The following is a 21,944-nucleotide window of genomic DNA, read 5'->3' on the forward strand; positions in this document are numbered from 1 at the left end:
GACGGGACGACATCGGTGAGTTCCACCCGCAAGTACCGCGGCCCCACCGACCCGATCCCCGCCCTGATGCTCGGCGCCGCCGGGCTCATCGTGACCGCAGTCGCCTGCCTGTGGGGAGCCGTCGCCACAGCGTCCGCACTGGACGCCAGCGTGCCGCCGCCGGGCACCAACCCGTTCACCCTGCCGCTCGAACTCGCCCTCGGCGGCCGGCCCTGGCCAGGCGCGGCGGCGACCTTGCCCCTCATCGGCGAACTCGTGCTGCTGGCCGCAGCAGGCGGCGGCACCTGGTGGGCGATCAACCAGCGTCAGCGACGGCGCACCCGGGTCGACGTGGCCGCCCAGCACATGGCCGGCAAACGCGAACTGGAGCCGTTCTCCACGCGCGGCGCCACGGCGACCGCCCAACGGCTCGGCACCCAAGCGGATTGGCCAGGCATCCAGATCGGCCGAGCGGTCAGCACCCGGCAGCTCCTGTACGGGTCGGTGGAGGACATGCACGTCGACATCTGGGGCCCGCGAACGGGAAAGGCGCTGCACGCGCGCACGCCCGTACTGACCCCGCACGGCTGGACCCCCATCAGCGAGCTGACGCCCGGGTGCCGCATCATCGGTGCCGACGGCCACCCCACCACGGTGAGCGGCGTCTACCCGCAAGGCACGCGCGCCGCGTGGCGGATCCGCTTCTCCGATGGAACGTCCCTGCTGTGCGACGCCGATCACCTGTGGACCGTGCGCACCGCTGACAGCCCCTGGCATACCCTGACCACCCGGCAGTTGGCCGAGGGTGGACTGCGCGACGACCACGGCGCCGCCCGGTACCAGATCCCGATCATGGGCGCGGCCCGTCTCGAAGGCGCCCGGCCGGTCGAGCGCGAGCCCGGCAGCCCGGCAGCACGGCCCGGCCGCAGCGGCGCAGCTTCCGCCCTGCCGCTCGACCCCTACGTGCTGGGCATGCTCCTGGCGGGCGACCACTTGGCCAGCGTCTCCCGGGCGACGGTCTACGGCGGCCCGCCACCGGCCGGGCAGGTGCCCACCGGTCCGGCCGCCGATGCGGGCCGTGACCCTCATGTCGAAGGTGTGCTGGCGGAACTGGGCCTGCTCGACTGCGGCCTCGGCAACGAACACGTGCCCGCCGCCTACCTGCTGGCCGGCATCAGCCAGCGCACCGCGCTGCTGCACGGGCTGCTGGAGGGCGGGGCGCGCCTGAGTCGCAACGGGCAGGTGGTGTTCGCCTGCCGCTCCCATCGCCTGGCACAAGACCTGGTCTTCCTCGTGCAATCGCTGGGCGGGCTGGCCGTCCGGGCTTCCCGCCGGGCTTCCCGCCGGCGATTCACCCGCCGGATGATCCTCCACCTGCCGCCCGCGGCATGGCCCGGCCACGACGACGGCCGCGACGACCACGGCGATCACGGCGGCGGCCGCTGGCACGGCGGCCGGAGCCCTCGTCCAGGCCCGCCGGTACGATCCGTGGTCGCCATCGAGCCGGAAGGCCAGGCAGAGATGGTGTGCATTTCGGTAACCGACCACGACGGGCTGTACGTCGCCGCCGACTGCATCGTCACCCACAACACCACCAGCCGCGCCATCCCCGCCATCGTAGACGCGCCGGGCGCCTGCCTGGTCACGAGCAACAAGCGTGACATTGTCGACGCCACACGCGGCCTGCGCGACAAGCTCGGCCCGGTGCTGGTGTTCGACCCCCAGAGCTTGATCAACGAAGGCCCGTCGTGGTGGTGGAATCCGCTCAGCTACGTCACCGACGTCGACCGCGCTTCTCGCATGGCCGCTCTGTACGCCGGCTACAGCCGCGCCGCTGACGCCCGCACCGACGGCTACTTCGACCCCGAAGGTGAAGCCCTGCTTGCTTTCATGCTGCTGGCCGCGGCCGAAGGCCGCCACCCCATCACCCAGGCGTACCGGTGGCTGACCGACGCCATCGACTCCACTCCCGCGGACATCCTGCGCAAGGCCGGACACGACCTGGCCGCCGACGGCGTGCAAGGCGTCATCAACATGCCGGACAAACAGCGCGGCGGCATCTACGGCACCGCGAAGAAGAGCCTGGCGTTCCTGGTCAACCCGGCCATCACCCGCTGGGTCACCCCCAGCACCGAGCCGCGCCCCGAGTTCGACCCGGCCGCGTTCGCCCGCTCGTCGGGCACCCTGTACTCGCTGTCGCAAGAAGGCCGGGCCGTGGCCGGGCCGCTGGTCGCCGCGCTCGCGGTGGCCACCATCGAGGCCGCCGAAGAACTGGCCAGCCGCAGCCCGGGCGGACGGCTGTCCATCCCGTTCCTCGGTGTGCTGGACGAAGCCGCCAACACCGTCCGCTGGCGCGACCTGCCCAACCTCTACAGCCACTACGGCTCGCGCGGAATCCTGTTGATGACCATCCTGCAGACCTACGCCCAGGGCGTCGAGGCGTGGGGGGAGCAGGGCATGGCGAAATTGTGGGGGGCCGCCAACATCCGCGTGTTCGGCGGCGGCAACGTCGACTCCCGGTTCCTCAACGACCTGTCCACCCTGATCGGCGACTTCGAGCCGACCACCGGGTCGCTGTCGGTGTCCCACAGCCGGGGCCAGGGCGCCAACCGCTCCTACACCACCAGCACCCGCACCGAGCACATCCTGGACGCCTCCGACCTGTTCGCCCTCCCCAAGGGGCGGGCACTGGTGTTCCCCTCCGGGTCGCGAGCCGTCCTGATCGAAACCCTGCCATGGCAGAACGGCCTGCGCGCCGAGGAGATCAAGGCATCGCTGCGCACGTACGCCCCACCTGAGGAACTGGCCACCCATGAACTCGACAATCCGGCCACGCAGGAGCCCACCCCGACATGACCATCAACGGCAGCACAGAGTCCGGCTGGATGCCCGACCCGGCGGGCGCGGAAGAAGAGATCCGGCCGCATTTCCCGAACGTCGAGGCGTTCGTCACCCAATACCTGGCCTCGCACGTCCAGCGCGTTCTCGGCGGGCACATGACGTGGTGTGCCCAATGGTGGCGCCACAACGAGGCGCTGTCGCGGCTTAATTCGCTGTGGATGGCCTGGGAGCACTGGCGGCTGCAGGGCGCCGACGGCATGTCCACCTGGTGGATTCACCACCACGACCCCCACATGAACGTCCTGCTGTCGCGTGACGCCGGGCCGTTCGCGCGATGCACGCCCACCCAGCATCGCGACGGGGAGCCGCTGGCCTGTACCCCGGTTTCTCCCGAAATCCTCCAGCTCAGCGCCTTCAGCGACCAGGCCGCCGGGTCCTGACTGTGCACGGACATCCACGAAGGTGATGGTCAATGCGTTCGTTCGAAGCTCATCGCCTGTTCCCGCGGCTGCGCGGGCGCATGGTTCGACGGGTTCGGCGTGGATTGTGTCGCCAGTACCGGTCTGATCACCTACCGGGACCGACCCCGCATCTCAAACCTGCGACCGCGGATGGGACGACGCCTCCGCAGTGAGACTGTGCGTTCCGTCCGACGGCATATCAACCGCTCTGGTCCAAGTTCTGGCTCTTGAGGCTCAGGAGGGCGTGTCACCGCGCGCGGCAACTCGGCCACGTACCTCGGCCGCCCGGCTCGCCACGGCGCGCGCCTCCTCCTCGTGCCCCAACTCGTGGAGGAGCCTGGCAAGCGTGTCCAGCGTGATGGCGAGGTTGGGCTCGTGCTTGGCCGGTTCGTCGCGTGCCAGCCGGCCCAGGATCTCGACGGCCTGCCGCGCCGGATCAAGGGCCTCCGCCGGGCGCAACCGCCACAGGTTGTCCGCCAGAAGGTGCAGCGACGCGGCGCAGGCGCCGTCGTCCGGTGCGAGGCGGCCGTAGATGTGGGCTGCCTCCTTCGCCGCGGCCGCCGCCTGTGCGTGTTTTCCGACATCCGTTGACTTCTCGGCGTGGCGTTTCAGCGCGAGTGCGAGGTGATTGTGGTGCTCGGCGGATCCGCCGCGCGCCAACCGGCGGCGAACCTGGACGGCCTCGCCGCTGGCGGCCAAGGACTCCCACCGCCGGTCCAAGATCCACAACGCTTGGGCCAGCGTCTTTAACGTGACGGCTAGGCCTTGGTCGCGCTCGCTCGCGTGGGAGCACTGACGGTAGGCCGCCGCTATCTGGTACAGCAGGGCTACGTTTTCGTCCTGCGCATCGCGCTCATAGCCGTCAGCGGGTCCCCGCACCTGGCCCAGCCTGCCCATGGTCACCCCCCTCAGCCCTCCTTGAAGGCCGTACTCCAGTTCATTGACGCTGCCCTCCTGTTGGAGCTCCTCGGCGATTTCGCCGATCACGTCCAGAGTCTCGTCCCACCGCCCCAGCATCGCCAGGACGCTGCCGTTGGCGATCAACTCGCCGAGGAGGAGAGAAGTGTCGTCTGTGTGCCTGAGGAGGTCGATGCGATCGCGCTGCTCGGCCAAGACGAGATCCCATCGCTCCAGCCGACGCAGCTGGAGGTCAAGTACGTAGTAGGCGTCACGCAGCGCTGGCCAGTGGGCGGTGGGGTCGGCCTGCGCCTTGTGGCGGAGTACCTCCAGGGCCGTTTCCAGGCCGGTCTCCCCATCGTCCTCGGTCCTTTGCATCCACATCAGGCCGAGCGTCAGTGCGAGCGTATCCTGCAAGGCGTCGCGGCCGTCTGGGTCTTTCCGCTGATCCAGGCGGCGGCGGATCCGCACCGCCTCGTCGATCGCGGCGATGGCCGGTTCGGTGTGGCCCAGCCGCAGCAGCACCCCGGCCTGGGCGGCCAGTACTGAGTGAAGATCCTCCTCATGTTCGGGTTCGGCGGGGTTGTCGCGGGCAAGCCGGTGGAGGATCTCGACGGCCTCACGGGTGAGAGCCGCTGCCTGCTCTGGTTCCGAGGTCACCAGGTTGCCCGCGAGGACCACTAGCGCCAGTGCAACGTCAGGCGGGTGCTCCTCGCCCAGGGTTTCTTTGTCGCGTGCCAGCCGGCTGATGATGTCGACGCATTCGCGCGCGAGAGCCAGTGACTCCTCTGCCGCCCCCAGGTGCGGGGCGCAGAGAGCGGTCGCGAAGATCGCGAGGGACAGGTCCTCCTGATGTTCGGCGGGATTGTCGTGAGCGAGCCGGCGGAAGATCTCGACGGTTTCGCGAAACGCCGCCAGCACCTCTTCGGCCAGGCGGGGCCGCAGCGCGTCACCGCCTGCTATTAGGTTCTGCATCGCCGCAAAGCCCTCTGCCTGGGAAATCATGCCCCTGAAGACCAGGACCATGGCGAGATCGAACGCCGACTTGGCGAGTTTGGGTTCAAAGGTCTGTGGATTAGTCACGGCCAGTGGGCGGTACAGCCACCTGGCCTCCCTGAGCGCGGCGGCTGCCTTTTCGTCCCGCCCGGCCCGGACGAGCCTGCGGCCCAGGATGTGGTGCAACTCGGCGCGGGTGGCGGGATCGGTGAGCGTCGGCAGGCGGTAATGGGCGAGGCGCTCGGTGAGGTCGGCCGCAGCGACGGCGAGGTCGCCGGCCGCCTCGTCCGGGTCTGTGGGGAGGAGACGCTCAAGCGATTCCAGAGTGGGAATCAGGTGGGGCCAGCGTTCGCTGGCGGCGGTGAGGAACGTGATCGCTCGGGCGGCATACGGCGGCAGTGCCCCGTCGCCGGATGTCGCGGTGAGCAACACCTCAGGGACGCTGGTGGTCCACGCCTCCGACTTATGCTCGGGCAGATCATGGCCGGGCAGGCACAAGGCCAGGAAGTCCTCGGCGAGACGGTCGGGGTAGAGGGGCTCCAGCACCGTGCGGAGGTCGGCGGGCGGGTAGCAGAACGTGTGGTCGGTGAGCACCCGGTCGGGGTCACCGCCGACGCCGACGGCGTCCAGCACCGCTCTGGCGTCCCGATAGCCCAGGGGGCCGGTGAGTACGGCGGTGAACACGGCCCGGCGCATCTGGGTCGGGTGGGTATCGAATGCCGTGCGTGCGCCCGCCAGGGGGTCGACGGTGCCATGCAGGGTGTGCCAGTGGTGGCTCTCGCGCCCCAGCAGGTAGGAGGTCAGGGCTGGCATGTCCTCACACGGCATCTGCGGCTGCGCAGGGTACGGCGTGTTGCGGGCGTGGCGGTCAACAGCGACCAGCGCCGCCATGTGCACCGCAAGGGTGAGGCCGAACTCCTCACGCTCCAGCCAGTCGGGCACACCGACCACCGCTGCCTGCAACAACCCATAGCAGCGGGCGAAACAGTCCCGAGCGGCGACGAACATGTCGCTGCGGGCGTCCCTCGCGCTCGGCAGGGCACCCAGCGACTGGGTGGTGCAGGCATCGGGGGGCCAGCCGGCCTGGGTGAGGGCATGGCGCAGGGCGGGCCAGATGTGTTCGTTGCGTGCGAGGAGCAGCACCCGCACCGGCACGTTCTGGTTGAGGACCTTGTTGCTAAACAGCCACGTCAGGTGGGCCAGTGGCCAACGATCGGCGTAGTCGACCAGTATGAGCAGCCCGCGGGCGGCCCCGACGCGCAGGTCCTGGCTGGTCGGCCCCTCGGTGTCGACCACCTGGGCTGGTGTGTGGTCCGCGACGATCACCTTCCACGCGTCGCGGGCGGCTAACCCAGCGACGTGGCTGGCCAGGCGGGTCTTGCCCTGCCCGCCAGGGGCGTATAGCCAGCGGACCGCGCGGCCGCCACGGCCATCGCGCCAGCCGGTCAGCTCGCCGACCTCGCCCTCCCGGCCGGTGAAGTCGACGACGGCGTGGCGGGCGTTGAGCAGGTGACTCGGCTGAGCCGGCAGCCCGTGGCCGTCCACAGCAAGCGGCGGATCCGTCCGCCTGCCAGCCTCCGCGAGCAGGTACAGCGGCCTGCCGTCACCGAAGACGTGCAGGTCCGCACCGATCACTCCGTAGGCGAAGCCGCTTTCGACCCACACCTGCTGGTGTGCGCTCCATGGACGCCCCATCTGGCCAAATGCGCCGTCCATGGCAGTCACCGTGGGCTGTCCGCGCTCTCGTCTGCCGCGCCTGGCTGCGATGAGGGGTGTTGCTGGCCAGACACGGAGGAGGGGGAGTCGTGGTAGTGGAGGTCGCCGTCAACCACGGCGAACAGCCGGGAGTTGTCGCGGGCGATGTTGTACTGGATCTTCTGCACCCACTGCTGCTGCGGGGCGGGCAGAGCAGCATGGATGTGGGCAATGAGCTTCTGCAATTCGGCTCCGGCCTCGGGGTGCTCTTCCAGCAGCTGACGCAACTGCATCCGCCATACCGGCAGCAGCGCTTGCCGGGCCTGGTCAGGATCGCTGTCCCGCTCCACCAAGACGACGTTGCCATCCAGTTGGGCCTCGATGGCGGCCTGACTCTGGGACCCCCGGCGGCTGAACAGCCGGGCCGTACCGTCACGGGCAGCCTGCCAGGCATCAGTAGCCATGGCCCCTACCAGGGCCGTCCCGCCGCTGGCGGCCAATGCCGCGAGGGCTTCGGTTAGCATCGGTTGCTCCTCTCGTTGCGGTCGGTTTCTGTCGGTTGCGCCAAGTTCTATGCGGTGGTCCATATCAGGGTTGACCTCGCCGGGCGGTTGCCCTACGGGTCGACGATCAGGTGCCATGCGGCCCGCTTGTCCTCGACGGTGGGCTGGCCGCCGCCTTCGGCTCTCTCGCACGCCCGCCAACGAGCACCCTCAGCCGCCCCGCAGACAAACCATCGACATCCGGATCAATACTGACCGCGCACAACCGATCACGTCCCACGAACGACAAAGATCCGCGATCAGGTTTGAGATGTCCTGCTGACCAGGCTCAATGCGCTCGCGTGTACCGGATGGCGTGCGTCCTTGATGGCTGTTTGTCTTCCGGTTCGGTTCGGATCCTAGATCTGTCCGTCGTTTGCTATCTGCCGGTTTCTGTGAATGCGTATACCGGAATCGCGGCCACGAACTGCTCGTCTTCGGCCGCTTCGACGCCGAGCTCGTTCATCACGGCTCGCGCGGGCCCGCGCGGAGATCGGGGTTGGTGCCCAGGAACAGCCATTGGCGGCGATAATGATCTTGCATGACGTGCGATGTCCGGCTCCGCGTGTGATCGCTTCGGGTCCTTGGCGGTACTGAGGGCTTGAGTCATGAGGCCGTCGGCGCCTTGGTGGGAGGAGCTCTGCGCTGCGGGTGCACGGCCGGGGCGCGGCACTTCCCTACGGCTACCGCCACTGGGTGTAGTAGGCGTTGATGCTGCGTTCTACCTGGGTGCAGGAACTCTACTGGCGAGTAGTAACGCTTAGGACTAAACCGCAGGTCAGCGGGGTATTCACGGGTGTTCGCCTCCGGTTGTCGCCCCCGGCTGCCAGGATGGGGGTGCCGCACTTCACCATCTGTCTGGGAGCCCCTCTGTGTCTGAGCCCGGCGACATCGACCTGAGCAAGTTGGTCCGGGAGGCGGCGGCCGGAATGGACGGGGTGACCGTGGTGGATTTCGCGGACCTCGGGGTTCTCCCACCCGAAGCGCGCAAGGCCGCCCACATCCTCGCCGCAGTGAACGCGGTCACCGACTTCCTCGCCCAGCTCACCGAGGCGTGCGACATCTACCTCGCCCGCAGGATCGCCGCCCAGCTCGCCGAAACCTCGCCCGACGGGGACGGCGGCCTGGACCTGTCGCTGGGCGAGACCGCCGCGCGCATCGCTGCCGACGCCGATCCCACCGCATGGGAGGAGCTGCAGGTGCACGGGCGGCGCGACATCCTCACCACCTGTGCTCAGCGGCTGGCGACCGTCCAGCATCGGCACCTGCCCGACACCCCCGAGGCCAGGGCGGATCTCGCCGGGATGATCGGGAACATCTTCTCGATTGGCGGCAATCTGTGGGTGCTCGCGGACAAGGAACTGACGGCGGCCGGAGACGGCTTCGAGCAGGTGAGGATGCTGCCCGACAGCGTCGATCTGCCGCCGCGCGCCTCCTCGCCGACCAACCGGCACGCCGCCACGGTCGTCGCGGACCCCGACGGGGTCTCGCTGCTGGCCAACGCGGCGATCCTGCTCATGGTGGCGCAGGTGATCGAACTCAACGCGACCGGCGGGTGGGAGGAGTTCCTCCAAGAGAACCTTGCCTGACCGGTTGCGGAGCCCGGGCCGGCCAGTTCGCAGGGCCGTGGATTTTGCCGGTCAACGACCGTGGAGGCGCCAGTCCAGGACGTGGGCCCCACCGGCTCAGGGGGACGGCTGGAAGCGGCGGAAGAAGAAGCGTTCGTCGGTACCGGGCAGGAAGGTGGAATGGACGCCGAAGACCATCCACATGTCCATCGGCGCCCCGGCCTCCATCACGTCGAAGCCTTGCCGCCGGTAGAAGGCGCTCAACCCGGGAGTGGGCGGCATCGCGCCGTACAGCAGCAGGTAGCCGCAGTGGACGTAGATCTGTCTGCAGCGCTGGAGTAGCGCCGCACCGATCCCGCGCCGACGTTCGGTCTCGACCACGACCACCGCCTTGATCTTCGCCAGGCCGATCGCGCCGAGCATGACCGTCTTCTGCACTTCGCTCCGATCAGCGTGAGCCGGGATGAGTTGCAGGTGATCGTCGGCTACGTTGATGGGCGGGTAGGCGATCAGCGCGCCGACGATCCCGCGGTCGCGATGCTCGGCCACCAGCACGAGCGCGGCGTGCAAATAGGCCTGCAGCGGATCGTCGAGGTGGCGAGCGAACTGCTCGGCCAGATGCCGGTGAAAGGCGTCAGCACCGCCGCGCAACCCGCTGCGCAGGGCGGCTCCCGCGACGTCGTCCGTCACCGCTTCCCTCAGCACGTCCTCCAGCCGGACGCCAGCGGCCAGCGGCACCAACTCGGCGATGGCCAGCAGGTCCCCGGCTCGGGCTTGCCGAATACGGACACCAGCCGCGTCAGACCAGCCGTTGATCAGAGCGTGCTCGCTCAACCCATCGAGCTTCTTGCGTGCCCTCAACCGGTTGCCCTTGCTCACCGCGCCGCCCTTCGGACATCTGTTGCTGGGGCCCTGCTGGAAGGTCTCGGCTGTCTCACGCGTCCGGGGCGAGATCCGGCAGCGTGTAGGTCGGGACGTCGGACCCGCGCTTGGTGAACCGTTCGCTCCACATGGCGACATCACCGACATCATCGTCGCCGGAATCGGGATCGCCGGCCGCCTGCTGCGCCTCTTCCGCGCTGCTGTGAAGAGCCTGAGTGAAGTCGCGCAGCGCGGCCACGCAGTTGTAAGGGTTGCGGGCAGCCGGGGTGCCCTCGCCGGGCTTGGTGGCCTTGACCGCATCCCACATGGCGTCGGCATACAGCCACAGCGCTTGGCGGGCACGCACCTGCCTGGCCCGATCCACGGGGTCGAGCTGGGCCAGCAGCGCCGTGTCCAGCTCGGCCAGGTCATCGGCCAGATCGATCAGGTTGTCTTGGTGACGGGTGTCCCACTCACCGCCGTCAGTCGTCACGCCGGCGACGTTACGCCTCCGTCTGACCTACGTCCCCAGACCTGCCAAGGCGGCATGGGTTGCCGACGCTGCGCCCTGGACTCCAGTAGCAGTGCTTCTTTATGTGGCCGACACGTCACTGCGCGCTGCGTTCCCTGCCGGGAATCTCCGACAGCGTCGCGTTCGTCGGCATACTGCGCTCGGCTCGCTCGCGTCGTGCTCGCGCCCGAGCACGGGCCAGTGACTCCGCTCGCCAACGCTCTCTGGTCACCGCCTGCTCCTGCGTGTCCACCTCCATGTGGTGCTCCGGCCTGCGCTGAAGAGCCGCCCGCGCGATCACTTCGGCCGCTGCCGCATCGGCGCGCTCCCACCGGCCCGGCTCGTCCAGCCTGGTCAGACGCTGGAGGCGGCGAGCTTTCTCCAACTCGTGATCGCGCAGCGCCTCAGCCGCCCGCGGCCCGGCCCGCGCCAGCGCCTCGCGCAGCATCGCCACGCCGTCGGCGTGGTTCATCGGGCGCGCGCCAGGGCCGCTTCGATCGCTGCCTGTTTCTCCCGTTGCTGGCGCTCCATTTCGGCGCGTGCCGTCCGGTACGCCACGTTTGGGCCGGACCGCGTTGCCGCCGGCGCAGGCGGCGGCGCCAGTGCCTCAGCTCGACTCGGCTTCGGCTCCAACAGGGGCGACTCCAGCCCTTTCTGTTCCGCCATCACCGCTTGCGACCACGCCGGAGCCTCCTGCTCAGTGCGCCGCCGCGCCGCCGATGCCGCCGCGTGCTGTGACCGCAGCGGCAGCACCCGGCCGTCCGGCCCGATCCACGCCGACAGCCGGTGCCGTACCCAGCCCGGGATGTGCCGGATCTCATTGGTGCTCGACCAGGTGTAAGTCCATGCGCTGCCGTCCGAGCGGACATCGAGCCCGTGCAGTACGTCGGCCGGGGTGGCGCCGGCGTCGAAGAAGGGTTTGAGCAGCCACCGCAGGTACCACGCGCTCATCCGGCGCAGCACCGGCGACTCCCCTCGGAGCCGTTCGCAGGCGTGGAGTCGATCTCGTTTGGTCCCTGGCGTCGCGTGCAGGCCCCACATCGGCGAGATACGGCACGCATCACGGAAGCGGCGGGTGTGTTCCTCGCGCGTGCGCGTGGGATCGTCTGTTTCTCCCCTAGGGGGAGAAACAGAGGGGGGGTCACTTTTTCTGTCACCGTAGCCAGAGGGCGGGCGATGCTGTTGCTCGGATGGGCGCCGCGGTATACACAGCACCCACACCGCTGCCCGGTTGCCGAGGCCGTCGTCCGCCAGGCCGCCTAAGGTCCCTTTGCGGAACTCCACGATCGAGCCCTGTTCCACGACGCCGAGCCAGCCGCGATGTCTCAACCAGCGGACCCACCGCTTGACGGTGGGGTGGGACAGGCCGGTGCGGTTCATGATTCCGGCGATGGTCGGGCGGGAGCACAGGCTCTTCCAATCCGCGCTCCAGCAGATGAGGGTTGCGACTCGCATGAGGTTGGTGTACGCATCGCAGCGGAGTTTGAGGACCTCGGGGTGTTCCTGGAGCGTGCACAGCCACGCCTTCTGCGTCGGCGTACGCCGCATCCCCCGCGGCACCGCAGCCAGAATGACCGCTTTCGACGGCGGCCGCGCCTCAGGGTGGGCGCGCGACACGCCGGTGACCCGCCGCCCCCTCGCGCTTGGGTCGCCTTGGCGTCGAGGCGTCTTGTGCGTTCTGGCCGAAGTCCCGGATCGGAGGGCTGCCGACGGGGCATCCCGCGTTGGCCAGCTCGCTATATCTCGGTTCGACTGGCCGATGTCGCCGGCGGATTGATGCACGGTCTCGTACCGCGGGCCGGGCTCGGGCGCGACGAAAGGCCCCTCGGGCCGGAGGCCCCGAACGGCAGCAGGAGCGGACGCGGCGGCAGGTGCCGGGTATGCCGAAGCTGCGATTTCCGGGCACGCTGGGACCGCGGGAGGGCGGCGTGTTATCGTGTTCTCCGTACAACCTCATGATCAAGGGCACGACAAAGCCCTGCCTGGGTGGATTCGTTGCCACCAAGCAGTAAGGGGCCGACGCCCTATCCCATTTGCTCAGCTCTCGTTAGGCCGCCAAACCAGTTGGAGAGCCGAGCACCAGCGAACAGGCGTCGCATCCGAAATCGCCTCGCATTGCGAGGAACGTGGTGTCTGGGTGAAGCATCTCCTTTCGTCGTGAGTCAGGCTGGTCTGCAGCCACCGCCTCGGCTACGCCATGGCAGCGACTAAGCTTCGGCTCATCCGACTTAGCCCTGGTGAAACCGCGTCAACGACTCTTTCCACTCTCAAGGGCCTGCTCGCGTCAGCACGAGCTGGGTGAGGTCCATCTGCTTCGGTCATGTGACCATCCGCCACTCGGCCCGCAGGCTCAGCCCGCCAGAGCGAGAAGCGCGCCCGGTCGGCGCCGACCCCATCACGCGGAGCGCGCGACCCAGGGGATCGATGGCAGCGCTTGCCTCGGCGGTACACGTTGTCGGCGTCAGGATGCCCAGCACCGGCGCGGTCAGTGGAACCGCAGGGCGACAAGGACCAGGTTGCGGATTGGAGGATCGTGAGCACGATCCCATGGTGTGGCGTGCGGCTGAAACGGTAGAGGCGAGGTCGGCCACATGCCAAAGGGATCACCGACGGTGCGGCCCCCGCTGACGCTTCTGCGATGCGTGCCTTGCCCACAGCGTGGTGGCCGGCCTTGAACATGACCTGGTCATGCAGGCCGAGAATCGGACTGGTCGCTAACGCCTGAACCATGATGGCGCTCAGGGCCGGCGTGGCGGCGAAGCGGGGCCGAACATCGGCCGCAGCGGGCACATCATCATGGCGAGGTTGAGGTATCGCGACTTCCCCACCAAGGCAACCGTGAGGTCTGCTTTGGTCTTGGACACCTGCGTACTCCTCGTCGAAGATCTACTCCGGCACAAAACGGCGTTGATGGAGATCAACCATGTCGTCGTCATGACTTCCTGTCAACCATGCTTTGCGTTGATGGAGCAGAGGGTGCCGGGTAGTAGCCTGCGCAATCCGCCTACATTCCCCCTACATCGCACCCAGTTTGCCGTTTATGGGGGCGGAAACCTCTTGATCCAGTCGAGGTCTTTTGCTTTCGTGGTGTATGCGATACTCTCGCGCCCGCAAACGCCCCGTTCGCTCTGCAGAGCACTAGGGAGATGAGCAGGTGTCTACACTGCCGCCCACGAGCCCCCCGCCGAGCTCCGCGCCGAGCTTGGCCGCTCGGTTGGACTGGCTTCTTCTCAACATCGCTGATCCCGTCTTGGAACAGATGGGACAGAGAGACGCCGAGGGCAATCCGCCGAAGTTCACCATGAATTCTCTGGCTGACCGCACCAAAGAACTGGCTCGTCACCGGGCGGAGGCCGCACTGGCAGACGGGACGCCTCCAGACAAGGCGGCAGCAATCCAGGAGCGCTTCAGCGTGAGCACCAGCACGGTCAAGCGGCTCCGCGAGGGCGAGATCACCAACCCACGGATCGACACGGTTTTCGGGATCGCCGATGCCTTCCAGCTCCCGCGCAAGGCATTGATTGACGATCCGGACGTGAACCCGATCTTCGCGGCGGTCCTTGACGGCCATCCCAACGGCGTTGACATGATCTTGGAGTTGCGGAATCTGAGAAGGGCTGATGATCTCGGCATCTTCGCCGCGGCCATGAGGGCCACCATTGCGGCTCGCGGACTTCCCGGCACTACCCGAGCCGCGATCGCCGGCACCTTCTTGACCGCCTTCCAGGTGGCCAAACCGGATCCCGATTTTTCCCCGGGGCTGGACACACCCACCGATCCAGCATCCGGTGCCTCCGGACCATGAGTGATCGCACCACGAGACGCGAGAAGTGCCTGATCACGCGTCGAAGCAGTCTCCCCATCGCGACAACTCAGATTCCGGCAACCTTACGAGGAGGTTCGCGTGCCTGCCTGGCTTGAAGGCCTGCGGAGAAACCGTACGGGGATCCCCAAGCCTGATGAACGACAGACCCAGCCCAACATCGCCCGGCAGGTAAGCAAAGACCATGCGGAGATCCTGGCTCTCGCTGATGAGCAGTCCGGCGACTTCAACATCCGCACCTTTTGTTACGCCGTGGGGCAACGGCTGGGCATCACCCTGGAACTTAGGTACTTCGACCCGGTCGAGGTAGCGGCCAGAACCGGAAGAGCGAGTGCCGCATCCACAGACTGCAGCGATACCGGCTTCTTCACGCTCGTCGAAGATCCCGAGAAGCCGGGGGGGCTTCGCGCCGTCATCGGCTACGCCCGCAACGCGACAACCCCGGAGTGGATGCAAGAGGGCATCATCGCCCATGAGGTTGGCCATCTGCTGGATGAGTTCCGCCGTGGGTTCTCGCGCCAAGCAGCGAAGGGACGATTGGTCCAGGCTTTCGCGCCCACTCTCCTCGAGCTCGGCATCGGCACCGATGCTGTCCTACAGATTCTGGGGCGAACCACCTTCCAGTCGGAAGATGAAAGTCGCGCCGAAAGCTTCGCCGGCGTGCTTCGGGCGCGTGTCAGTGCCAGATCGCCCCAGGCGCACGGGGGGCTGCTTGGCCACATGGAGAAGCCGCTGATTGACCCCTTCGGGGGGCGCCGAGGTGGTTGACACCGCGATCGCCATGGCACTGGTGATCATAGGACTGCTCGCGGCCATTCGGATTTCCGGGATCGGACGTTCCCCAGACCGATTGATGATCGTGATGGGCCTGATCGTCGGGTTCATCTGCATGGTCTTGGAGGCGACGCCGGCGGGCCCCTGGCTGACCGGCGTCACCGGGAGCAGATCGCTGCCTTTCGCGATCCAGTCGGGTATGGCAGTCAACGCGGTGGGGTGGATCCTGGCGTGGGCGTTGTACGCCTGGCGGCAGCAGGGCCAAACGGCATGGTGGGCCAAGCCGCATAATCCGGTGCTCGCGGTGGCTGTGATAGCCACCGTCCTGGCCGGACTTGCCCTCGGCTATGACCTGGACTATCACGGCACGTACGCGGCGGTGGGGCAAGGCCGTGCGAGTGGGCCTCAACTGGCCTTCCTCGCTCTTTACGAAGGCACTTTGATCACGGGATTCACCACCTTGACGATCCTATTCGCGAGGTTGTACCGCGTCTGCGTGTCGAAGTGGCTGAGGACGAGCCTGGCGTTGATGGCTGTCACCTCGATCGGTGTCACGGCTCGCTCGTGGTACACGATGACCTATCTTCTGCCACAAGTGATCGGTGTTCCCGAGCCGCGACTCCCGTGGTCGGGAGAGCTCAGCGTGTACATCAACTTCCCTTCCTACCTTGTCGGATTCATCGGGATCAGTCTTCCCATGCTGGAGCAGGCACAGCGGTGGGCGCAGCCCCGCTGGGCCTTGCGTGTCCTCACGCCGCTGTGGGAGGACATCCGCGACGCCTTCCCCTGGCTGGTGCGGGCCTCATCCAACATCGCTGAGGTCGAGTTGCGCCTGCGCGACGTCGTCGTCCATGAGGGATTGCATTGGCTGCGCGAGTTCAGCACACCGCAGGCTCTCGGCCAGGCGCGGGCTTGGACGGAGGAGAACAGAACCCCACCTTCTTGCCAGGAAGCGGAGGCGATCGCTCGATGGGCGATCACCGCACTGCCTGGGGTTGACCCCGACCCGCGCCACCAGCAGGCCGAGTGGACGCTGAGCCCTCGTGTGCGTGAGCCCGACTGGCTGCTGGATGTGGCCCGCGAGTACACCCGTCTGCGGCGACGGCCGCGCCTTCTCCGAGACGTCCCCTGTTGGCAGGAAGCCTCCACAGCCACAGCCACAGCCACCAGATCCAGCCCGCCAGGAGGACCGTGTGTCCGACGTGTTTAAAACCCTCCGCAGGGATTACGCGGAGTTCCTTGATCTCGTTGATGAACAGCCCGGAGAGTTCAACATTCGCGCCTTCTGCCAGGCGGTGGGCCATCGTTTGGATCTCAACGTGGAGTTGATGTTCTTCGATCCCGCCAAAGTGGTCCAAGTGGGCCAGCCGCCCCTGGGATGCGGAGATACGGGGTTCTACACCCGCGTGCAGCGTCCCGAGGAGCCAGGAGTCATCCGGGATGTCATCGGCTACGCCCGCAACGATGGCATTCCTGAGTGGGCGCAGGAGATGTACATCGGCCACGAGCTCGGCCACCTGATCGACTACCACGCTGCTGGATTCGACCCAGTGACGGCAAAAGATCGACTCGTGGAGGTGTTCGCCCCCACACTGCTCGAGCATTTCGGTGACATCAAGCGCATTCGGTCCATCATGGGGCGCAGCGCCTTCCAGTCCCGTGAAGAAGCGCGCGCCGAAGGGTTCGCCGGCCTGTTGTGGGAACGCGTCGAAGCCCGGCCACGGAGGATCCCGGCACAGGGCGGACTGCTTGCCCACTTGACGGCGCCGCTCGTAGACCCTTTCCGGGAGGGATAGAGGTGCCTGAGGCGCTCGTCGCCGGGTGCCTGGTGATCGTGTGGTTGGCCGTCACCCTGCGGATTCCTGGAGCACGACGCTCCCCGGACCGGTTGACGATCATGCTCGCGCTGGCCGCAGGAGTCACCAGCATCACCTTCGAGTATTCGAAGGCGGGGACGTGGGTGACCACCGTTACGGGTAGCGTGACTTTGCCGTTCGTCGTGCAGGTGGGCGGGGCCGTGTTCGCGATGTCCGGCGTCACCGCCTGGGCGATTTACGCCTGGCGAGCGCAAGGCCGCCCAGCGTGGTGGGCGCGCGAGCGCTACCCCTTCGGCGCGGCCCTCCTCGTCATCACCGCTCTGGCGGTGATCGCTTTCTCGTACGACCTCAAGTCGACCAGCACATATGCCGCTGTAGGGGAACAGCACGCGCGCTGGCCCGACCTGGCCTTCCTTGGCCTCTATGAAACCTTCGAGTGCATCCTGCTCGGCACCGTGGCGGTCCTGTTCTGGCGGCTGGCGCGTGCGCGCAACGAGCGTCACCGGCATGCCGGGCAGGTGTCCTCCCAGGCCGATGAGCTCATCGCCGCAGACGACGCCCAGGCCACGCTCACGCTGACAGGGCAGAGCGCCCCCCTGGACCCCGACGAGCAAGAGAAGTGGGTCAGGATATGTCTCCTGGTGATGGGGGCGGCCTCGCTCGGTTCCACCTCACGCTCCCTGTACACCTTGGCCTACCTGTTGCCGCAGGTAGTCGGTACTCCAATACCGGGAATCGCCTGGTCGGCAGAATTCAGCAAGTACGTGAACCTGCCATTCAACACAGTCGGAATCATCGGGATCTCGCTTCCAGCGCTCGGACGGGCACACGTGTGGGCCCGTCCACGGTGGGCCTTGCGCGTCCTCACGCCACTATGGGAGGACATCAGCGGCGTCTTTCCCCTCGTACGCGTGCGGGGCGACACCGCGAAAACGGAGCTACGGCTCCGCACCGTGGTCGTCCACGACGGATTGCTCTTGCTGCGTGAGCACAGCTCTCCGGAGGCCCTCGCTGAGGCTCGCGCGTGGGCGCAAGCAACTGTTGCACCACCCGAGCGTCGCGAGGCAGCCGCCGTCGCCCGCTGGTCCATCCTCACGCTGGCCAGCCTTGGGCCTGATCCCCAACCACGTTATGCGCTGGCCACCTGGCCACTCAGCTCTAGTGCTCGCGATCCCGATTGGCTGCTGGAGGTGGCCCAGGAGTACGCCCGCTTGCGACGACGCCCGCACCTTCTCCAGGAGGTTCTTGCATGCCAGACGTCAAGCGCCATGGACAGCTCCAGATCAGCCCCGTGAACGGGTCAGGCCAGCCCTCTCCATCAGGGAACGTGATGCGCGTCGCCGGCCTGGTGTCGAACCTCTTTCATCCCTCCCTGCTTGCGGGCGTCCTCCCTCCGCTGGTGGGGGCGCACGCCGAGGGCCTGACCGGCGCCGCGTGGGGGATGGTGACCGCCGTGACGGCTGGAGTGATTCCCTACGTGGACGGCCGTCGACTTGGCTCTGCCCAGGGCAGTAAAGGTCTGCGCCAGCTTCTCGGTGCCTTCCTTTCGCTCCTGAGCGGCCTGGTGGTCACCGTGGCCGTCGGCGCCGCCCCGCGAGCCGTCGTGGGCGTTCACGCCGCACTCCTTGCCCTGTTGATGGTCATTGCGCTGATCACCGCACTGGCCAAGATCAACGAATGGGCTGGGTGGAATATCAGCATCCACGCCGCGACTGCCTCAGGCTGCGCGGTGATCGGCTTCATCGAAACGGGGTCACGCCCCGGCCTGGGCGTAGGACTGGGGCTGCTGGCCGCAGCGGTCGCATGGTCTCGAGTTTGCCTGAACGAGCACACCCCCAGGGAGAGCGTGGCGGGGCTGGTGGCCGGCGGGGCAGCGTGCTGGATCGTCTACACCACGATCACCTGATCGATCACGCCTCAGCCGCCGCTCACCGCAGCCCGCACAAATGATCCATTCAGGTCCGGATGATCACAAGGAGGCACGATGACCTCGCAAACCCATGCACGGCAGTGGCGTGAGATGCAGCCCGGCCCCGCCGCTACCCCGCCCCCCGCCGCCGCCAATCGTTACGAGACGGCTCCGGTGGCGCCCGTCACTCTGCCCAGCGGCGACTCGGTCCTTCTGGTCGTGCGCTGGGACGATGTCCGGGCCGCGCTCGTCTGCCCTGCCACGAGCCGCAGGTTCCGGAAGGGTGACCCCGTCATGGCACCGGGGGAAACCGTTGAGACCGTCCCGAACACGATCATTAACATGGATCCTCCCGAGCACACCCGACTGCGCCGCATCGTGGCGGGCGCACTGTCTCCTCGCCAGGTTGAGACCTGGCGCCCAGAGATCCGGCGCATCGCCACCGACGTCCTCGCGGGACTCGGCAGCTCTTTCGACGTGGTCGAGGACTACGCGCTTGCCCTGTCGACCCGAGCGATCTGCCAGGTGGTCGGCACCCCCGCCGAGGACTACGAGCGATTCCGCACGTGGAGCAGGGACTTGCTGACCACCAGCACAGCCGGCATGCAAGAGCGCGAAGAGGCGCTGCAGTCGCTGATGCACTACATGGCCACCTTGGTGGCCCAGCATCGGGCCCACCCCGGCCAGGACCTCATCGACTTGCTCATCGCCGCCCGGGATCAACACGATCGGCTGACCGAGGAAGAGCTCGTGTCCATGCTTTTCACGCTCATCGTGGCCGGCCACGACACGCTGATCACGATGATCTCGCGAGCCGTTTTCCGGCTCCTGCACGTCGGCTGTTACGCGCACCTGGCGGCCGATCCGTCGTTGGTCGCCTCCGCTGTGGAGGAGGTGCTCCGTTTCGACGCGCCCGGTAACCCCGGGCTCCTGCGCCGCGCCACAGCGGACATCGCCCTGCCGTCCGGGCAGGTCATTCCGGCCGGCGCGACATTCCAGCCGAGCCAGTATCTCGCCGACCACGATCCGGGGAAATTCCCCGAGCCCGGCCAGTTCGATCTCCACCGCAGTAACATCCGTGACCACCTGGCCTTCGGTTACGGACCGCACTACTGCCTGGGCGCCAACCTGGCCCGCATGGAGCTGCAGGAAGCCCTCAGCGCCTTGGTGACGCGCCTGCCCGAATTACGGCCCGCGATAGCCCTGGATGAGGTGCTGTGGACGGATGACTCCCTCAGCTACCGCCCTCTGCACCTTCACGTGACCGGCTAGCCTCCACCCCATGTACCGGAGCAGGGCGGATGGGCTTTTCTCCGGGCAAAACGATTCTCGACGGTGTTGAGGCGGAGTCCTTCCTCCGAAGGATGGAGCACCAGCTGCCGGTCCGTCTCATGCCCGCCAACCCGAATTGCTAGCTACGGCCGCCAAGGTCCTCGGATCAGTCCCACCGACCCTCGCCGGAAACAGCATCACCAAGGCGATGGTGAACAGTTCACCGGGCGAGACGACGCGGGGCGGCCGTAGCCAGGCGTGGGGGCGTAGGCGCCGGTCAGGATGCGTCCCTGCTCGGCCCGCTGATCGCCGAACAGGCGGACCTTGCGGCGGCTTGGGATCGGCCTGTACGACAACGCCGATCTCGGCGTACCAACGCACGCGGACGTCGACCAAGCGCGCGGACACCGGCCACGCCGCCCGGTATTCCCAGCCGTCGGCACCGCGCGCAGCGAGCTGCTGGGCGACCTCCTCGGGCAGGTGTTGCCGCGCATCCGGCTCGTGCCCCTCGCGCAGGCCGAGCCCAACGACCACACCGTCCGTCGGCGCCCGCTCCGGCGCGGCAACCCAGCCGGTGACCTCGATCAGGGCGCGTACCGCGGCGTCGCACTGGGTGGGCGGCGCGTGCCGAAGCTTCAATCGGATCCCGGTAGAGCAGCAGCTCCGTCACCGGCTCGCCGGCGTTTCCATGCGCGCACGCCGCGACCGGCCAGCTGGTGTCCCGGGCTAGATCGGACAGCACGTCCTGCACCTGCTCAAACAACGGCGGCAACGTGAGCGGGCATATCCACGTCCCCCCGTCACGGCGGCGACCTCGGTAAATGCGGCGATGGTGACCACATTCACTCTCCCTATCAGGCTTTGCATTTATGGCAAACACATGCGTGCTTCCTCGACCGGGAGTCAACCTGAAAGGAAAGTGACGGTTGACACAGGAGTAGCCAAATGAGCAGTATTTGGAGGCTAGTTGCTTGTGGATCACCGTTCTGCGTTGACGCGCACCCAAGCACTCCCAGGAGGTGCCTCCGGAGATGGGCCCCGATCTTTTGCGTTTATGGCAAGCCTTGGATGGGATATCCCTTGCAGGCTCGCCGGAGGTGGCGCTGACTCAGCAGCGCGCCATCGGCCGGATCTGCACGCGCATCGCGCCTCACACCACCGAGGTTCAGACGGACCAGCTCCCGCTGAGTGGTGTGCAGGTGTGGGCCAAGGGCGCCGAGACCGCGGGATCAGGCGCCGAGTGGGTGCTTCACCAGCGCATGGCGCGCCAACTGGCCAGGGTCGGCTGGCACGTCGAGGCCGACGAACACCGTGTCCTGGTGCTCGGGTGGAGTGCGGCCTGCCTGCACCATCGGGTGCGCCTGCTGCAGTCCGCGCTCGACAGACGTCTCATCGATTTCGGGCAGACGGCCGTTCACGCCCTCGCCTACGCCGCCTTCCTGCACGCCCGCCGGACCCGCCCCGCCTCCCACGGAGCGATCATCGCCGCGGTCTGCACCAGCACACGTGGACAGCTGCGCTGGCCCAGCGAGCTGGACGACCTGGACGGCTTTGAACGGACCGCGAACATCGAACGGGTGCAGCTCCTGCTCGCCCAGATCGTCGGGCTGGAGGCGAAAGTGCGCCAGGCGTGTCACCGGCACGTCCTCGCCGCTCGCCTGCTTGCAGGGCTGCTCTGCGACAAGATCGCCCGCAACCGAGACGTGCAGCAGGCGCAGCATCAGGTGCTGACAGAAGCACGTCCGTGGCTGGCCGCGATGGCCGCTCACCGGCCCAGCGAGCCGCTGCCCGCCGTGCCTGGTGGACCACCGGCCAGCCTGACCGAGAGGCTGATCGGCGTCGTCTTCCCCGACCCGGGCGGGCCCGCGACCGGGAGTTCCCCGCGATGACCGTGACACCCGCCGTGACACCCGCCGTGACACCCGCCGTGACACCCGCCGTGACACCCGCCGTGACACCCGCCGTGACACCCGCCGTGACACCCGCCGTGACACCCGC

Annotated in this window: 18 protein-coding genes; 11 read left to right on the top strand and 7 right to left on the bottom strand. The window is 67.6% G+C overall.

Translation table 11 applies throughout. From position 1 onward, the window contains the following. Positions 1–15: 15 nt before the first annotated feature. Both ACWDRB_RS47575 and ACWDRB_RS47580 read left to right on the top strand, forming a co-directional pair. Positions 16–2,835: a TraM recognition domain-containing protein gene (locus ACWDRB_RS47575; RefSeq protein ID WP_449905664.1), complete on the top strand. Its 2,820-nt coding sequence runs from the start codon at positions 16–18 to the stop codon at positions 2,833–2,835. Further along, a complete protein-coding gene (locus ACWDRB_RS47580; RefSeq protein WP_449905666.1) occupies positions 2,832–3,260 on the top strand; it encodes a DUF4913 domain-containing protein in 429 nt (142 codons plus the stop codon). The genes ACWDRB_RS47575 and ACWDRB_RS47580 overlap by 4 nt, the downstream gene beginning before the upstream one ends. 255 nt (positions 3,261–3,515) lie before the next feature. Here ACWDRB_RS47580 and ACWDRB_RS47585 read toward each other — a convergent pair whose 3' ends face one another. Together ACWDRB_RS47585 and ACWDRB_RS47590 are read right to left on the bottom strand one after the other, a co-directional pair. Further along, positions 3,516–6,890: a hypothetical protein gene (locus tag ACWDRB_RS47585; RefSeq protein WP_449905668.1), complete on the bottom strand. Its 3,375-nt coding sequence runs from the start codon at positions 6,888–6,890 to the stop codon at positions 3,516–3,518. A gap of 5 nt (positions 6,891–6,895) precedes the next feature. Then, positions 6,896–7,393, bottom strand: coding sequence for a hypothetical protein (locus ACWDRB_RS47590; RefSeq protein ID WP_449905670.1), 498 nt, complete (start codon positions 7,391–7,393; stop codon positions 6,896–6,898). 890 nt (positions 7,394–8,283) lie between these two features. On the opposite strand from ACWDRB_RS47590, the gene ACWDRB_RS47595 reads away from it, so the two are divergent. Continuing rightward, positions 8,284–9,000, top strand: a complete 717-nt coding sequence (locus tag ACWDRB_RS47595; protein ID WP_449905672.1) for a hypothetical protein — start codon at positions 8,284–8,286, stop codon at positions 8,998–9,000. Between the two features lie 96 nt (positions 9,001–9,096). Here ACWDRB_RS47595 and ACWDRB_RS47600 read toward each other — a convergent pair whose 3' ends face one another. The 4 genes from ACWDRB_RS47600 to ACWDRB_RS47615 form a co-directional block, all read right to left on the bottom strand. After that, complete coding sequence (locus tag ACWDRB_RS47600) at positions 9,097–9,858, bottom strand: GNAT family N-acetyltransferase (protein ID WP_449905674.1); 762 nt, start codon at positions 9,856–9,858, stop codon at positions 9,097–9,099. A 55-nt stretch (positions 9,859–9,913) separates the two neighbouring features. Beyond that, positions 9,914–10,333: a hypothetical protein gene (locus ACWDRB_RS47605; protein WP_449905676.1), complete on the bottom strand. Its 420-nt coding sequence runs from the start codon at positions 10,331–10,333 to the stop codon at positions 9,914–9,916. Positions 10,334–10,448: 115 nt separating this feature from the next. Continuing rightward, complete coding sequence (locus ACWDRB_RS47610; protein ID WP_449905678.1) at positions 10,449–10,823, bottom strand: hypothetical protein; 375 nt, start codon at positions 10,821–10,823, stop codon at positions 10,449–10,451. Then, on the bottom strand, positions 10,820–11,968 hold the full coding sequence (locus ACWDRB_RS47615) for a hypothetical protein (protein WP_449905680.1): 1,149 nt from the start codon (positions 11,966–11,968) through the stop codon (positions 10,820–10,822). The genes ACWDRB_RS47610 and ACWDRB_RS47615 overlap by 4 nt, the downstream gene beginning before the upstream one ends. A gap of 1,597 nt (positions 11,969–13,565) precedes the next feature. Here ACWDRB_RS47615 and ACWDRB_RS47620 point away from each other — a divergent pair. From ACWDRB_RS47620 to ACWDRB_RS47650, 7 genes are all read left to right on the top strand, one after another. Beyond that, positions 13,566–14,156 (top strand): hypothetical protein, encoded by a 591-nt coding sequence (locus ACWDRB_RS47620; protein WP_449905682.1) that lies wholly within the window; start codon positions 13,566–13,568, stop codon positions 14,154–14,156. A gap of 99 nt (positions 14,157–14,255) precedes the next feature. Continuing rightward, entirely contained in the window at positions 14,256–14,942 is a 687-nt protein-coding gene (locus tag ACWDRB_RS47625) for a hypothetical protein (RefSeq protein ID WP_449905684.1), read from the top strand. A 13-nt stretch (positions 14,943–14,955) separates the two neighbouring features. After that, positions 14,956–16,158 (top strand): DUF6545 domain-containing protein, encoded by a 1,203-nt coding sequence (locus ACWDRB_RS47630; RefSeq protein ID WP_449905686.1) that lies wholly within the window; start codon positions 14,956–14,958, stop codon positions 16,156–16,158. After that, complete coding sequence (locus ACWDRB_RS47635; protein WP_449905688.1) at positions 16,142–16,744, top strand: hypothetical protein; 603 nt, start codon at positions 16,142–16,144, stop codon at positions 16,742–16,744. The genes ACWDRB_RS47630 and ACWDRB_RS47635 overlap by 17 nt, the downstream gene beginning before the upstream one ends. Positions 16,745–16,746: 2 nt before the next feature. Continuing rightward, on the top strand, positions 16,747–18,060 hold the full coding sequence (locus ACWDRB_RS47640; RefSeq protein ID WP_449905690.1) for a DUF6545 domain-containing protein: 1,314 nt from the start codon (positions 16,747–16,749) through the stop codon (positions 18,058–18,060). A gap of 35 nt (positions 18,061–18,095) precedes the next feature. After that, the gene (locus ACWDRB_RS47645) at positions 18,096–18,671 is read left to right on the top strand and encodes a hypothetical protein (protein ID WP_449905692.1); all 576 of its coding nucleotides are present in this window, start codon (positions 18,096–18,098) and stop codon (positions 18,669–18,671) included. A 78-nt stretch (positions 18,672–18,749) separates the two neighbouring features. Further along, the gene (locus tag ACWDRB_RS47650) at positions 18,750–19,946 is read left to right on the top strand and encodes a cytochrome P450 (protein ID WP_449905694.1); all 1,197 of its coding nucleotides are present in this window, start codon (positions 18,750–18,752) and stop codon (positions 19,944–19,946) included. Between the two features lie 117 nt (positions 19,947–20,063). On the opposite strand, the gene ACWDRB_RS47655 is transcribed toward ACWDRB_RS47650, so the two are convergent. Further along, positions 20,064–20,585 carry a hypothetical protein gene (locus tag ACWDRB_RS47655; protein ID WP_449905696.1) on the bottom strand — a complete coding sequence of 174 codons (522 nt, stop codon included), beginning with the start codon at positions 20,583–20,585 and terminating at the stop codon, positions 20,064–20,066. Between the two features lie 458 nt (positions 20,586–21,043). On the opposite strand from ACWDRB_RS47655, the gene ACWDRB_RS47660 reads away from it, so the two are divergent. Continuing rightward, positions 21,044–21,835: a hypothetical protein gene (locus ACWDRB_RS47660; protein ID WP_449905698.1), complete on the top strand. Its 792-nt coding sequence runs from the start codon at positions 21,044–21,046 to the stop codon at positions 21,833–21,835. Positions 21,836–21,944: the final 109 nt, after the last annotated feature.

It is taken from the genome of Nonomuraea sp. NPDC003707, assembly GCF_053587055.1.